Raw genomic sequence first — 14052 nt, forward strand, 5'->3', positions numbered from 1 at the left:
GGCTTGGAGAGGGATGCAGGTCGATCCGCCGTTTTCTGTCCTTTCAGTATCGCAATAATCCGTATCCTGGCGCAAGGGTTAATTTTTCCCCGCCGGCTCCCGGCTTGCCCGTTCGCTGGCACCTCGCTTCGCGGCAATCGCCCAGAGCAGCAGCGGGATTCCGAATACGTGGATCGGCAGAATGTACGGAATCGCGATTTTCTGCGGGAACAAGACGGAGCTTTCCACGAAATCCCGCGGAATGAGGGAAATGACGAATACGGCAGGCGCGACGAACCAGAGCGTCCGGCGCCATCTGCGCACCTTCAGCCATTGGGCGGTGCCGTACGCGCACGCGAAGAGATACAGCGAGACCTTGACGAAGACGCTCACGATCCAGATGGCGATGACGAGCGAATCGAGATTTTGAACGAAATCGAAATAGGAGGTATTGCGGATCAGATTGAAGTAGGGATACGTGATGTTCGCGCTCTGTCCCTCGCCCATGACCCCGATCGCCAGAAACGCAGCGGCGCAGGTCAGAAAACCGGAAATGCCGACGCCGAGCATGACGTACTTCGGCCCTTTGTGACCTTCCGGCACGAAGGCGTACAGCATCCACATAATGACGCAGTCGCCCAGAAACGACAGGGTCGGAAGCGAGCCTTGCATGATCGTCATCCAGCCCGAATCCGCATAGACCGGAAGCACGTTGCCCATATCCATATCGTCGGCCGTCAGCAGCAGCGGGACGAAGATGCCCAGCAGAATGAAAGGACCGAACAGCTCCGCGCATCGGGCCAGCGCCTCGATGCCCATGACCGTGACGTAGACGCCGACGAGCAGCAGGAGAACGAGCGGGACCAGCAGGGGCGTGCTCGGCAGGATCGTCGATAGAATAAACTCCGTATATTGCCGGAGAATCATTGCCAATACGACGTACCAGAACAGCAGGTAGAGCAGGATGATCGCTTGCGCAACCCCCTTGCCGACGATTCGTCCGGCGAAGTCGACCAGCGTCTGCCGCGGAAACCGGCGGTTGACCCTCGCGTGCACGAAGGCGGAGAGCACGCCGAGCAAGCCGGCGGCCGCCGTCGATAGCCAGGCATCCCGTCCGGCGGCCATGACGGCGGGATTGACGGTGAGCAGGATCGTCATGCCCGACTGCATGACCGCCATGAGCCAGAATAGCTGTTTGCCGCCGATGCGCATCTCTCTCATGAGCCGGCCTTGCCGCCGTGAATGACCTGCCGGCCGAGGTTCTCGAACAGAGCATTGACGAGCTGGGTCGGCCCCGGCAGTCGAGGATCGATCAGCAGCAGCACCGCCAAAATCCAGCCGGCGGCCAGCAGCGTCAGGTAGACGAGCTTCTCCTTCCGCCGCGCCTGCCGCATCCAATGCCATTGAAACGCAGTCACGAGAAGACTGATCGTCAACAGACTGGGCAATGCATACCATGTCGTCATCCCGCGTCCTCATCCTTTCCGTTCTTCTCTCGATTCTGCGCGTTCGACAAGCCGGGGCGCAGCATCCGGACCTGCGGGATGACCTTGACCTCGACTTCGGGGAAATTCTCGTCCCATCGGGATCCGTACCGATGCCATGCCTTCGGATAGGCCCGATGAAAGGCGCCGGCAAAATCGAACACGTCTGCCTTCAAGTTCTTCTGCACCTTCTGCAGCGCCATATCGACGCGCGCGGTCAGATCTTGTTCCAACGCCTTCTCGACGCTTCGGACGGCTGCCTGACTGGTCATCAAATTCACCGACGACGCGTTCTGCAGCGCGTCGGTATCGGTCTTGATCCGAACGGTCATGCTCCACTTGCCGCCGGCGATACGCGGCTTCAGCGTCGTCTTGCCCCGCAGCACCTTGGCGGAGACGCTCCCTTGCCCGCCTTCGGGCCGCACCGTGATGACGCCGTTCTTGATCTCGTTGCGCAGCCACAGGATGCCTCGCGTCGTCGCTTCGTCGACGACGCCGACCATCCGGTCGTCCTTGAACACAGCCGTCCCGTTGCTGTAATTGGCCGAGCCGTCGGGATTCGTCTTCGTCCGCGGCGCATTCCGCTTGAGCCAAGGCAGTGCCGCGGCTCCCGACTCGTCCGCCAGCATCTTGGCCAGCTGCGTCATCGTGACGCTCATGGACTCGCCGCTCTTGGCGATCTCCCGGAGCGCTTCGGACGAATCCCGCTCCAGCGTGGCCTGCATCTCGAGCACCTGCCTGGCCTGGCCCGAGCAGACGTAAATGTACGCTCGCTCCCTGGGCTGCGGCGCCCGCATGAGGTAATCGATATCGTCGCGAATGCCGTGCCTGGCTTCGGCCTCGCCGAACAGAATGACTTCGGCGTGTCCCCAGAACAGCCTGCGCGGCATCCGTTCCTGCAGATGCGACAGCGCGTCGGCGATGTTCTCCCCGACAGCGGAATGGACGAACGTGCTGGACGTGCCGACGCCGCCCTTGGATCCCATCTCCATGCCGCCTCCCCCGCCGCCCGACGCGCGCGGAACGAAGATTTGCACCGCCAGCCGAATATGGTTCTCGTCCTGGCGGTCGATGGCCGCTCCCGTGATCAAGCCCAGATCGTTGACTTCCGTCCGGTCCCAGCAGCCCTGCAGCAGGGAGGCGCAGGCGAGCGCGCACGCGAACGCGCCGAAGCGCCCGATCTTCCGCAAGCTCATGAAGCGCGCGCCCCCCTTGCCATCGCGATGCCGAGCATCAGGAGCGGAACGAGCACTTGATATACGAGCGAGAGGAACGGAACGCTCGTGCCCAGCAACTCGCGGAGCTCCTCGTAGTCCGACGCGCACCAAATGCTGAACAGCACCATCAGCAGGCCGATCGGCGCGATGAGCACGCGATAGTCCGCGAGCCGCAGCAGCTGCGCGGTGCCGAGGGCGGCCGCATAATAGACGGCCATGATTTTGATGAAGATCGCCACGAGCCAGGCTGCCATCAGCAGCGACTCCAAGTGCTCCAAGAAATCGGACAAGGAGATGTAGCGCACCGCGATGAGAAACGGATAATGGTACCCCTTGTTCGCAATGCCGAAGACGTACAGGACGCCCAGGTTGATGCATAGCATCGTCGCCATGACGACCGTCAGGCTGATCAGCAGCCATTTGAGCGGGGACATGCCCTTCTTCGACAGGTAAGGCAGGAAGATCGACACGATAAAAAATTGCGAATACCAGGCGGACGGCACGATCGCGGACCGCAGGAGCGGCATCGGCCCGTATTCCAGGATCGGAAACATCTCCTTCGGATGCATCTCCGGCACCATGATGACCAGCATGAACAGGATGATGCCGAACGCTCCCGGTATGAGCAGCTGCGCCGCTCTGACCCACGCTTCGACGCCTTGATGCAGCGCATAGGCGCATACGATCATCAAGCTGCAAACGACGAATACCATCGGCGTGCGCAGCAGGAACGCCGTAGCGATGAATTCGCCGTACTCCCGGATCACGATACCGTTGGTATACAGGAACGACACCAGGTAGAAGAACGCCGTCAAGCGGCCGATCAGGCTCCCGAAGACGAGCTCGCAGTATTCGATGAACGTTTTGCCCCGATAATACGCATGCAGCTTGAAGACGACGAAGATCGCAAGAAACCCGGTGACGCTGGACACGATCGGTACCGCCCACATGTCGCGTCCCGCCGTGCCGATCGTGATGGACGGCACGGAAAGGGCCGCCGTGGCAAGTATGGTCGGGTGCATGAAGATCGCCAGCTGCAACGCCGATATACGGCCTTTTTCGATCATGAGGACTCATTCCCTTGCGGCGGTTCTGGTTTCAAATTCGGCGCTTGGCGCACGGGATTGGACGGCTTGCCGGTCAGGCTCGGCCGTCGGCGCTGCATCCAAATCGGCGGACGGGACAGCACGTCCTTCAGCTCGGATCCCTTCATCGGCGCTACCGGCTGCAGGTACGGCACGCCGAAGGAGCGCAGCGAGCACAGGTGAACGACGATCACGATAATGCCCAGCATCAGTCCGAGCAGGCCCAGCATGCCGGAGAGGAACATAATGGGAAATCGCAGCATCCGGATGGCGATGCCGCTGCTGTACTGCGGGATCATGAAGGAGGCGATCCCCGTAATGGCGACGACCATGACCATCGGCGCGGACACCAGGCCCGCTGACGTGGCGGCCTGGCCAATGACGAGCGCGCCGACGATGCTGACGGCCGCGCCGACCTGCTTGGGCAGACGGACGCCGGCCTCGCGAAGCGCCTCGAAGGAGACCTCCATCAGCAGCGCCTCCACGAGCGCGGGGAACGGAATGTCTTCCCGCGATTTCGCGATGCTGAGCAGCAGCGACGTCGGCACCATTTCTTGATGAAACGTCAGGATCGAGACGTACAAAGAAGGCAGCACGAGCGTCATGACGAAGAACAAGTACCGAAGCCAGCGAATGAGCGTGCCGATATAGAAGCGCTGATAATAATCCTCCGGGGACTGCAGCATGGAGAACAGCGTCACCGGCGCGATCAGGGCGAACGGCGTCCCGTCCACGAGGATCGCGATCCTGCCCTCCAGCAGGCCGGCGGCGACGACGTCGGGCCGCTCCGTTACCTGCATTTGCGGGAAAGGCGAGAAGGGGCTGTCCTCGATCAAGCCTTCCACGTATCCGCTTTCGAGGATGCCGTCGATATCGATGCCGGAAATCCGTTCCTGCGCTTCGGCGACCAGCGACCCGTTGGCCGTGCCCTCGATGTAGACGAGGTCGACTTCCGTCTGGGTCTGCCGCCCGAGCCGGTACGCGATCATTTTGAGCGCGGGCGTCCTGATCTTGCGCCGCAGCATGGAGCGGTTGACGCTGATCGTCTCCGTGAACCCTTCGCGCGGGCCGCGGACGACATTCTCCGCGGACGGCTCCTCGATGCCGCGCTTCTCCCATTTGGCCAGTCCCAAGGAGAAGCTCTGCGTAAGTCCCGCCGCGAACAGCAGGGCCTGGCCGCTGCCGATATTCAAGGCCGCTTCCTCGATCGTCCCGACGGCGGCCATGCCCGAGATGGAGAGCGTCGCTTGCAGCGCGAGCATCGCATTGTCGTCGTCCAGCGTCGTCATTTCCCGCTGGAGCGCGCGAATAACGTGCTGGTCCAGCAGCTCCAAGTTAATCAAGCCTTCGATGAACACCAGCAGCGCTTCCGTCGACTCGCCGATCTTCAACCGGCGAAAGATAACATCATTGCAATTCGCATACATCGCGCTCAAAACGTTGTAATTGTCGGCCAGCACGGGAGAGACGGGATGCGAGGCGGCAGTGGCGTTGGCGTTCATAGGCGTTCTCCTTCCCGGGTTTCATTCATCTTTTTTTCCATAATTCGCCTTTCGTAAACGCTCGGACCGGCCAAGGGCCTACCATGTTTCGACAGGCCTTGCGCTGCTGCAGAGCGCGGAACAACCGCAAAAAAGCCGCATCCCCCGAAATCATTTCGGTTGAATGCGGCTTCATGCATGCTCTTGCGCGTGCTTCGCTGCGCGTATGGCGCGTACTTCGCTCGCCTATGGCGCGGGTTACGGCAGCCGGTACACCGCGAACGGATCGCCGTGCCGGAACGGCTCGCTGGCGGCGTCCAGCTCCGCTTCCAACGCTGCCGTCACTTGGATCTCGAGGCTGCTCAGGTTATCCTCCAGCTGCTCGACCCGCGTCGCGCCCGCGATAACCGTGGCCACGGCCGGCCGAGCCATCAGCCAGGCCAGCGACAGCGCGCCCGGCCGGCATCCGTTCGCTTCAGCGATCGTCCGGACAGCTTGGCCAAGCGCTAGCTCGCGGTCGTTCATGAACCGGTTGAAGCCTTTGTCGGTGTCCGCCCTGGAGCCCTTCGGCGCGGCGTCCGACGAAGCCGCCGCATACTTGCCGCTCAGGATGCCCCCTGCGAGCGGGAAGTACGGAATGATGCCCACCTGCTGATCCCGGCAGGCCGGCACGAGCTCGCGCTCCGGCGTGCGGTCGGCCAGCGAGTAGCTCGCCTGCACGGACACGTACCGGCTGAAGCCGCGCAGCTCGCTGATACCGAGCGCCTTGGTCAGCTCCCATGCCGCGTAGTTGGAGGCGCCGATGTAGCGCACTTTGCCTGCGCGGATGAAGTCGTCGAGCGCGCGGAGCGTCTCCTCCAGCGGCGTATGCGGATCGAACGTATGGATCTGATAGAGATCCACGTAGTCGGTCCGGAGACGGTTCAGGCTCTCCTCCAGCTCGCGCTGCAGATGCTGGCGGGACGAGCCGCCGCCGTTCGGTCCCTCCCTGCGGGGCAGTCCGGCTTTCGTCGCCAGCACGGCCCGGTCGCGCTTGCCCTTCAGCGCGTGTCCGATGATCGTTTCGGATTCCGTTCCCGCGTAAATATTGGCCGTATCGATGAAATTGACGCCCCGGTCAAGGGCATAATCGATGATGGCGGTCGACGCCGCGCGGTCGCAGCGCTTGCCGAACGCGTTCGTGCCTAGCCCGAGCGCCGATACGGCGAGCCCGCTTCCGCCAAGACGACGGTATTCCATGTCGCATCGCTCCTTCTCACCATTCGTTATCGTTCGCGCTGGCGAATACTTCCATGGACTCAGTATCCCGCACGCCGGGGATGCGTGTCAAATCGCGCGGCGCGCAAATTCTATTGGGAATTAAGCGCGATTTTTGATACAATAATTGAAAATTTGTTGAAGGGGATCGTTATGGACTACATCAGCACACGTGGCAAAATCGCACCGGTCGGCTTTATCGACGGCGTCCTAATGGGTCTGGCCGATGACGGCGGACTTCTCGTTCCGAAGCATATTCCGCAATTATCCGAAGCAACGCTGCGCGCCTGGCAGAACCTCTCGTACCCGGAGCTGGCGCTGGAGCTGTTCTCGCTGTACATCGACGGCGAAATTCCGCGCGAGGAGCTGAAGCAGCTCGTCGACGAAAGCTACGGCAATTTCCGCGACGACGAAGTGACGCCGGTACGCCGCGTGAACAACGGATTGCATATTCTGGAGCTGTTCCACGGCCCGACGTTCGCGTTCAAGGACATCGCGCTGCAATTTCTCGGCAACCTGTACGGATATATCTCCAAGAAGCGGAACTCGACCATCCATATCCTCGGCGCGACGTCCGGCGATACCGGCGCTTCCGCGATCGAAGGCGTGCGCGGCAAGGAAGGCATCCGTATCTGCATCCTCCATCCGCACGGCAAAGTGAGCAAGGTGCAGGAGCTGCAAATGACGACGGTCGACGACGCCAACGTGCTGAACCTGGCCGTGGACGGCAATTTCGACGACTGCCAGCGCATCATCAAGGAGCTGTTCGCCGACGTCGCATTCAAGCAGCGCTACCATCTGCGGGCGATCAATTCCATTAACATCGCCCGGATTCTCGCGCAGACGGTCTATTACTTCTACGCCTACTTCCAGCTGGCGAAGCAGGGCCAAGGCGAGAAGGTCAACTTCAGCGTGCCGACGGGCAACTTCGGCGACATCTTCGCGGGCTACATGGCCAAGCGCATGGGCTTGCCGATCAACAAGCTCATCCTGGCGACGAACGAGAACAACATTCTGGAGCGCTTCATCAAGGAGGGCGTGTACCAGCCTGGCGAGTTCCGCGGCACCCACAGCCCCTCCATGGACATTCAAGTGGCGAGCAACTTCGAGCGCTACCTGTACTATCTGAACGGCGAAGACGCGGGTATCGTCTCCGCGATCATGGACGACTTCAAACGCGACGGCCGCGTTGTCATCACGGGCGACGCCCTGAAGCAGGCGCAAGCCGATTTCGCGGCATACGGCGTGCGGAACGAGGAGTGCCTGCGCGAAATCGACGCTTGCTTCAAGGCATACAGCTACCTGCTCGATCCGCATACGGCATGCGGCGTAGCGGCAGCGCATCGCTTCACGGCGGACGACGAAGTGACCGTCGCCTTGTCGACGGCGCATCCGGCCAAGTTCGACGAAGCCATTCGCCTGCTCGACATCAAGCAGACGGCGCCAGCCCAAATCCAGGCGCTCGCCGACAAGCCGCAGTTCCAAACCCGCGTCGCGGGCACGAACGAAGCGGTGGCGGATCAGCTGGTTCGTTTCTTCTAGCATATGAACGCGCGGCAACAGGCGCTGCGCAAAAACAGCACCTCAGGGATCTTGGTTGATCCTTGAGGTGCTGTTTGATTGGTTCGGGCCGTTCCGTTCGGCCAGGCTCTCCCGCCAGCTGCTCCTGCTCCGGCGCAGGCTTATCTTACTCGGGTGGCGGCTTCTCCAGCCTGTGTCCGTTGGCGACGACGTGCTTCAACCGGTTATCGAGATGCCCGAGCGCATCATAATAACCCATATTTTCCTAACTAAGAAAGAATTGCACATCCGCTTCATGGAAGCAAATGTGCAATTCTGGCTGCCGAGAAAATAGACGAAGCCGCATCGCCTGAACGAGACCCCCCCTATGCAACGGACACAGGATCCGCTATTTGTATGGAAATCGGTGTTTTGGGCTGGCATTCGGACACAGGATTCGTTATTGCCTCCGGATAGCACCGAATGTCTGCATGTGGGGTGAAATAGCGCATCTCCTGTCCGCAAGCACACGGAAAGACAAGGAAAGCCGGCCAATAACGCATCTCTTGTCCGCTTCCTTGCTTCGAAAAGGAGCAGCTACCGTGAAGGCAAACTGCTCCTGGATCATTGAACAATAGTTTCCCGTTAGCCATCCATGCCCCTCTCGGGGCACCACAGCGTAATGAAAATTTTGATGCGGCGTTTTATACTATTCTTACGGCTGGTGAGGAAGGTCGTTAAGCTATGGTGTCGCGAACCCATCCGTTAGTCTGACTACGACGGCCACGGTGCACCACGGTATGTCGCTCCTTTTTGGAAGCACGCGGGGTAGAGTAATCCTTTTCTGGTTGTTGCCCAGTCCTCAATTTCAACTGCCGTAGAAAGGTGAATGTTATGGATATCCTGATCGAACGTGCTTGCGGTTTGGATGTTCACAAGAAGTCCATCACTGCTTGCGTCATGACTCCCGAAGGAAAGGAGATTAAGACGTTTCGCACACACACGCGTTCCTGCTCGATCTGATCGACTGGATCAAGCAGCATCGCTGTACGCATGTGGCCATGGAGAGTACCGGCGTTTTCTGGAAACCCATCGTCAACCTGCTTGAAGCCGAAGAGATTCAGTTCCTGGTCGTGAATGCCCAGCACATCAAAGCGGTTCCCGGCAGGAAAACGGACGTGAAGGATGCGGAGTGGATTTGCAATCTGCTGCGGCATGGGCTGCTGAAGCCCAGCTATATTCCAGATCGCAACCAACGCGAACTTCGTGAGTTGGTCCGCTACCGTAGAAGCCTGATTCAGGAACGGTCCCGTGAACATAACCGGGTCCAAAAGGTCCTGGAAGGCGCCAATATTAAGCTCGCTGCTGTGGTCTCCGACACTATGGGCGTAAGCAGCCGCGATATGATGGGCGCCATGATCGAGGGTGAAGAAGATCCGGAAAAGCTGGCCGCCTTCGCCAGGCGGACCTTGAAGAAAAAGAAAGAAGAACCCGAATTAGCCTTGCGCGGAAACATGAGCGCCCACCAGCGGATCATGCTGAAAACCATGCTCACGCACGTCGATTTTCTGAATGAGCAAATTCTCGAACTGGATACGGAGGTAGCCAAACGGCTCGACCCTTTTCAGCAAGACATTGATCGGCTGGATACGATTCCCGGCATCGGCCGGCGTACCGCAGAACAAATTCTGGCCGAAGTGGGGACGGATGTCGCTTCGCGCTTCCCTTCCGCCGCTCACCTCTGTTCGTGGGCCGGCCTGGTCCCCGGCCAAAATGAAAGTGCCGGCAAACGCAAATCCTCGAAAACGCGCAAAGGCAACAAATATCACCGAGCGGCGCTGATTGAAGTCGCCCCTTCGTATGGTAGATCCGATAATTACCTGGGAGTCCAGTACCGACGCATCGCCGCACGAAAAGGCAGACACCGGCTGCCGTAGCTGTCGCCCACTCCATCATGGCCATTGTTTACCATCTTCTCACACGGCGAGAAGGTTACAAAGATTTAGGCAGCCATTACTTTGAGCAACGGCAGCAAGAAGCGATCGTAAGACAAGCCATACGAAAACTCGAGAATCTTTGTTTTCAGGTTGCGCTCTCTGCCACACAGGCCTCTTAACGTTCTAATTCCCATACAACCAAGCAAGCACAGTTTTTGGCTTAGTTTCGTGCTGCCATTTTTGGGTCTCTGCTATGAGTAATTTTCGGGGTAGTTAAACGGAAAGGCAGCGTCTGATCCGACCAATCCGGTACGGCGGGTGTGCTCCTTCTACGAACATTTTCGGCAAAAGTATACCTTCAATTGGGGTATTGGCGGGGACCAGGGAGGCTTGCTGGAATGCCGCGAATAGGTAAAATGGAAGTGAGCTACGAGAAGGAGGCATGACGATGACAAATACTTCGAAGGAACCGGCTCTGCCGGAAGTACATGACGAGAAGAAGGAAAAGATACGGAAATACCACATCCTCAACCAGCTCGCTTTGAAGGGACAAACGGTGCTTGCCGGTTCTTCACTGATGGAGTTTTTCCCGATCAATGAAATGCAGATGAAGCTGGAGACCCGATATTGCATCTATAATCGCGGCATTGCCGGCTATGTGACGGTAGATTTACTCGCGTCCATGGAGGCGTGCATCTTCGAGCTGGAGCCCTCCAAGCTTTTTATCAACATCGGAACCAACGATATCAGCGCACCCGGCTATCAGCTGGGGCATCTGCTGGCGAATTACGATGAGATTCTGACCCAACTTGCCAGGCGGCTTCCCGACTGCCGGGTGTATGTCATGGCCTATTACCCCGTGAACGCCAAGGTGGAGTTTCCCTTCGTGCCCAAAGCTTCCATGGAAGAAGTGTTCCAGCGCAGGACGAACAAGGCGATTCGGGAAGCGAACCGGGCGATCGAGCGGCTTGCGGCCAAGCACAACCATACCTTCATTGATGTGAACGAAGGGCTGACGGACGAGGAAGGAAATCTGAAATCGGAATTCAGCAGCGACGGAATTCACATATACGCAAACGGATATGCCGTCATCTTGAACAATTTAATGCCCTATCTGTAAGTGCGGTAACATGAATATACATGAACTTGAAACGGGACAGACTTAAAGAATCAATATCAATATTCGATTTAATCATCAAGCTAACCTCCGATAGCTTAACAAGCATAAGCAGACAACCGAAGCTTTTTATTCGTGTCGTTCACAGTAACCAGGCACGATTTGACCAGCCAATCGCTTCATCCAATTTTGTTGTCTTAATGCGCCCACGTCCAAGAACACCGAAGTAGGTCATTTTCTGGCGGTCACGGGCCACGAGGACACAAACCTGGTCGTTGCTCATGCCGCCGATAAAACAAGGTGACATAACGAACCCAAAGATGAGGTCTACGCGTGCGCTGAAGAGGCGTATTTGTTAAGTCGTTATACGTCTGTAAACAGGATTTACAACGGTAACGCTGCCGGTTGACCACTCCAGCACGCGTTTGAACAGAAAATTCCCCAAATCGAACGACAGAGTGGGCTGTGCAATGCGGAAACTAAAAGAAGAGGGAGCTATCCCTTGGTCATCTTCGATGACTTTTGGGACAGTCCCTTCTTCTTCGATTTATTCGATTAGAATCGAAGCTTTAGCGGCCCATATGCTGGGCAATCAACGGTTTACTCCCAGAGCCGTGCTTGCGTTAACGGAACTATTGGCAACGGAGCGGACCGCAACATGTTATCGAATGCGGCTTGGTCGCTGAAACGGCAGCACGCGCGCGAAGTCCATCAGCTTAACGACGGCTAGCGCCGCCTGAACGCCTAGTTAAAATGCTTGAACTGCGGCAGATAGTCCCGGTTCGCTTCGAACATCTCGTCTACCATGGACTTGATTTCGCTCAGGCTGAGCACGGCCGATGTCAGCGGATCGAAGCATACGGCATGGAAGATTCGCCGCGGATCCCCTGTCAGCGCGCCTTCGACCGCCATCTCCTCGCACCTCGCGCTTATATTCGTCAAGGCTGCCAGCTGGCTGGGCAGCGCGCCCGCGCGGATCGGCTCGAGACCTCTCTTGGACGCCAGTACGGGCACTTCGACGCAGCAGCCGTCGGGCAAATTATCGATCAGATTCGTGTTCCGGACATTGCCGTTGAACTTGAACAAGGTCCCGTCCCCGATCGTGGCGTTGAAGATGGAAGCCGCGTATTCCTCGCCCCGCTTTAAATCGATCGGTTCGTCCGTCCATCGCTGCATCTGCGCTCTCCAGTCGCTCTGCCGCTTCTCGTACCCTTTGACGATATACGCGTATTCGCCGGGGTTCCAGCCCGTGCCGTGCGTGCAGTACTTCTCGATCAGGTCGGGCCGCTTGCGAAACCAGGCGTTGTACTCCGAATTATGGCCGCTGGATTCGGTCACGTAATAGTCGAGATGAAGGAACATTTCGTTGCGCACTTGTTCCTCGTTGTAAATCCGGGGATCGTTCATCGCCTCCCGGATGAGCGGATAGGCGTCCTTGCCGTTCCAGCGATAATCCAGATAGAATGCCTGGTGGTTAATGCCCGCGCACAGATAGGTGATTTCGTCCATCGGCGCGCCGATCCATCTGGCCAGCATGGCGGCCGTTCCTTGGACGCTATGGCACAAGCCGGTGACGGTGATGCTCGTCTCGCTTTGCATCGCCCTGCACAGCATCGCCATCGGATTCGTGTAGTTCAGCACGATCGCTTGCGGGCAATACCGTTCGATATCGCGGCAGATGTCCAGCATCACCGGGATCGTCCGCAGCGCCCGGAAGATGCCCGAAGGTCCCCGCGTATCGCCCACGTTAATATCGACGCCGTACTTCTTGGGGATTTCGATATCCTTCCGCCATACGTTCAAGCCGCCGGCCAGGATGGTGCACACGACCCCGTCCGCTCCGGGCAGCGCCGCTTTCCGGTCCGTATGCGCTTCCACGTTGGCGGGATACTGACCGGCGGCGATGATCTTCTCCACCGTCTTCTTCGCGTAGCCGAGACGCTCCTCGTCGATATCGACCAGCGAGATCGTGCACGCCGCGAAGGCGGGAAACGTCAGCAGGTCGCGAACGAGGTTCTTGGTAAATACGAGACTGCCTGCGCCGATAAACACGATTTTCTTCATATGCATCCTCCCTTATGAGCCTAACAACGCAACGGTTCCCGAAGTGTCAAGTCAGCCCTTGATGCCCGTCGTTGATATCCCTTGAATAAATGTACGCTGGGCGAAGAAGAACAGAACGATGATCGGCAATGTCGCGACGGTCGAAGCCGCCATCAGCATCCCCCACCTGGTGCCGTACTGACCGATGAATTGCTGCAGGCCGAGCGATACCGTAAACTTCTTCTCGTTGCTCAAATAAATCAACGGGCCCATAAAATCGTTCCAGTGATTGATGAACGTGAATAACGCCACCGTAGCGAGCGCGGGCTTGGCGAGGGGAAGAATGATTTGCCAGAACGTCCGGAATTCCGAACAGCCGTCGATCTTGGCCGCCTCGGACAGTTCATGCGGGATCGTAAGGAAGAACTGCCGCAGCAAGAAGATGAAGAACGCCCCGCCGAAAAAAGCCGGTACGATGAGCGGCTTGAAGGTGCCGACCCAGCCGATGGTCTGGAAAATAACGAAGATGGGAATCATCGTCACCTGGGACGGCAGCATCATCGTGCTGAGCATGACGATGAACAGCACGTTCCGCCCCGGCCATTGAATTCTGGCGAACCCGTAAGCGACAAGCGCGGAAGAAACGCATGTGCCGGCCATCGCCCAAATGCAGATCGTGAGCGTGTTGGTGACGTACCTGCCGAACGGAACGAACGTCAGTGCCTCCGGAAAGTTGGACCATAAGAATTTATCCGGAATCCATTCCGGCGGCCAGACGAAGATCTGCGCTTCCGGCTTCAACGCGGTAGACAGCATCCATACGAACGGAAATAGAAACGACAGGCCCAGAACGATCAAGCAAAGATGCGTGACGGCTTGCTTGACGGCCCCCCTGCTCTGCCTGCTTAAACTTGTCGAACCAACCGCTTTAACCGCCGGCATTTCGATCTCT

10 protein-coding genes and 2 pseudogenes are annotated in these 14052 nt (G+C 58.4%); 3 read left to right on the forward strand and 9 right to left on the reverse strand.

Annotated elements, in window-relative coordinates:
* Nucleotides 1-78: 78 nt before the first annotated feature.
* The 6 genes from GXP70_RS24410 to GXP70_RS24435 all read right to left on the reverse strand — a co-directional run bounded on the left by GXP70_RS24410 (nucleotide 79) and on the right by GXP70_RS24435 (nucleotide 6485).
* A complete protein-coding gene (locus tag GXP70_RS24410; RefSeq protein WP_162359236.1) occupies nucleotides 79-1200 on the reverse strand; it encodes a GerAB/ArcD/ProY family transporter in 1122 nt (373 codons plus the stop codon).
* The gene (locus GXP70_RS24415) at nucleotides 1197-1445 is read right to left on the reverse strand and encodes a hypothetical protein (RefSeq protein ID WP_162359237.1); all 249 of its coding nucleotides are present in this window, start codon (nucleotides 1443-1445) and stop codon (nucleotides 1197-1199) included. Before GXP70_RS24415 ends, GXP70_RS24410 begins: the two co-directional genes overlap by 4 nt.
* Nucleotides 1442-2659 (reverse strand): Ger(x)C family spore germination protein, encoded by a 1218-nt coding sequence (locus tag GXP70_RS24420; RefSeq protein WP_162359238.1) that lies wholly within the window; start codon nucleotides 2657-2659, stop codon nucleotides 1442-1444. The genes GXP70_RS24415 and GXP70_RS24420 overlap by 4 nt, the downstream gene beginning before the upstream one ends.
* Nucleotides 2656-3747, reverse strand: a complete 1092-nt coding sequence (locus tag GXP70_RS24425; protein WP_162359239.1) for a GerAB/ArcD/ProY family transporter — start codon at nucleotides 3745-3747, stop codon at nucleotides 2656-2658. Before GXP70_RS24425 ends, GXP70_RS24420 begins: the two co-directional genes overlap by 4 nt.
* Nucleotides 3744-5267 (reverse strand): spore germination protein, encoded by a 1524-nt coding sequence (locus tag GXP70_RS24430; RefSeq protein WP_162359240.1) that lies wholly within the window; start codon nucleotides 5265-5267, stop codon nucleotides 3744-3746. Before GXP70_RS24430 ends, GXP70_RS24425 begins: the two co-directional genes overlap by 4 nt.
* 237 nt (nucleotides 5268-5504) lie before the next feature.
* Nucleotides 5505-6485, reverse strand: a complete 981-nt coding sequence (locus GXP70_RS24435; RefSeq protein WP_162359241.1) for an aldo/keto reductase — start codon at nucleotides 6483-6485, stop codon at nucleotides 5505-5507.
* Between the two features lie 171 nt (nucleotides 6486-6656).
* Here GXP70_RS24435 and thrC point away from each other — a divergent pair, with 171 nt between their 5' ends.
* The 3 genes and pseudogenes from thrC (at nucleotide 6657) to GXP70_RS24450 (ending at nucleotide 11060) form a co-directional block, all read left to right on the forward strand.
* Nucleotides 6657-8045 (forward strand): threonine synthase, encoded by a 1389-nt coding sequence (thrC, locus tag GXP70_RS24440; RefSeq protein WP_162359242.1) that lies wholly within the window; start codon nucleotides 6657-6659, stop codon nucleotides 8043-8045.
* A gap of 852 nt (nucleotides 8046-8897) precedes the next feature.
* Nucleotides 8898-10119: pseudogene (locus GXP70_RS24445) on the forward strand (IS110 family transposase).
* A 269-nt stretch (nucleotides 10120-10388) separates the two neighbouring features.
* On the forward strand, nucleotides 10389-11060 hold the full coding sequence (locus tag GXP70_RS24450; RefSeq protein WP_162359243.1) for a GDSL-type esterase/lipase family protein: 672 nt from the start codon (nucleotides 10389-10391) through the stop codon (nucleotides 11058-11060).
* A gap of 166 nt (nucleotides 11061-11226) precedes the next feature.
* On the opposite strand, the pseudogene GXP70_RS24455 reads toward GXP70_RS24450, so the two are convergent.
* From GXP70_RS24455 to GXP70_RS24465, 3 genes and pseudogenes are all read right to left on the reverse strand, one after another.
* Nucleotides 11227-11533: pseudogene (locus GXP70_RS24455) on the reverse strand (IS1595 family transposase); the annotation flags it as partial.
* Between the two features lie 268 nt (nucleotides 11534-11801).
* Entirely contained in the window at nucleotides 11802-13121 is a 1320-nt protein-coding gene (gene melA / locus GXP70_RS24460) for an alpha-galactosidase (protein WP_162359244.1), read from the reverse strand.
* Nucleotides 13122-13172: 51 nt separating this feature from the next.
* Complete coding sequence (locus GXP70_RS24465; protein ID WP_162359245.1) at nucleotides 13173-14042, reverse strand: carbohydrate ABC transporter permease; 870 nt, start codon at nucleotides 14040-14042, stop codon at nucleotides 13173-13175.
* Nucleotides 14043-14052 lie beyond the last annotated feature (10 nt).

It is taken from the genome of Paenibacillus lycopersici (assembly GCF_010119935.1).
GTDB classification, from domain to species: domain Bacteria; phylum Bacillota; class Bacilli; order Paenibacillales; family Paenibacillaceae; genus Paenibacillus_Z; species Paenibacillus_Z lycopersici.

What these genes read in the sequence shown, in the direction of transcription:
- GXP70_RS24430 (WP_162359240.1), bottom strand. Translation starts at nt 5,267, where the DNA reads ATGAACGCCAACGCCACTGCCGCCTCGCATCCCGTCTCTCCCGTGCTG.
- GXP70_RS24415 (WP_162359237.1), bottom strand. Translation starts at nt 1,445, where the DNA reads ATGACGACATGGTATGCATTGCCCAGTCTGTTGACGATCAGTCTTCTC.
- GXP70_RS24410 (WP_162359236.1), bottom strand. Translation starts at nt 1,200, where the DNA reads ATGAGAGAGATGCGCATCGGCGGCAAACAGCTATTCTGGCTCATGGCG.
- thrC (WP_162359242.1), top strand. Translation starts at nt 6,657, where the DNA reads ATGGACTACATCAGCACACGTGGCAAAATCGCACCGGTCGGCTTTATC.
- GXP70_RS24435 (WP_162359241.1), bottom strand. Translation starts at nt 6,485, where the DNA reads ATGGAATACCGTCGTCTTGGCGGAAGCGGGCTCGCCGTATCGGCGCTC.
- GXP70_RS24420 (WP_162359238.1), bottom strand. Translation starts at nt 2,659, where the DNA reads ATGAGCTTGCGGAAGATCGGGCGCTTCGGCGCGTTCGCGTGCGCGCTC.
- GXP70_RS24425 (WP_162359239.1), bottom strand. Translation starts at nt 3,747, where the DNA reads ATGATCGAAAAAGGCCGTATATCGGCGTTGCAGCTGGCGATCTTCATG.
- melA (WP_162359244.1), bottom strand. Translation starts at nt 13,121, where the DNA reads ATGAAGAAAATCGTGTTTATCGGCGCAGGCAGTCTCGTATTTACCAAG.
- GXP70_RS24450 (WP_162359243.1), top strand. Translation starts at nt 10,389, where the DNA reads ATGACAAATACTTCGAAGGAACCGGCTCTGCCGGAAGTACATGACGAG.
- GXP70_RS24465 (WP_162359245.1), bottom strand. Translation starts at nt 14,042, where the DNA reads ATGCCGGCGGTTAAAGCGGTTGGTTCGACAAGTTTAAGCAGGCAGAGC.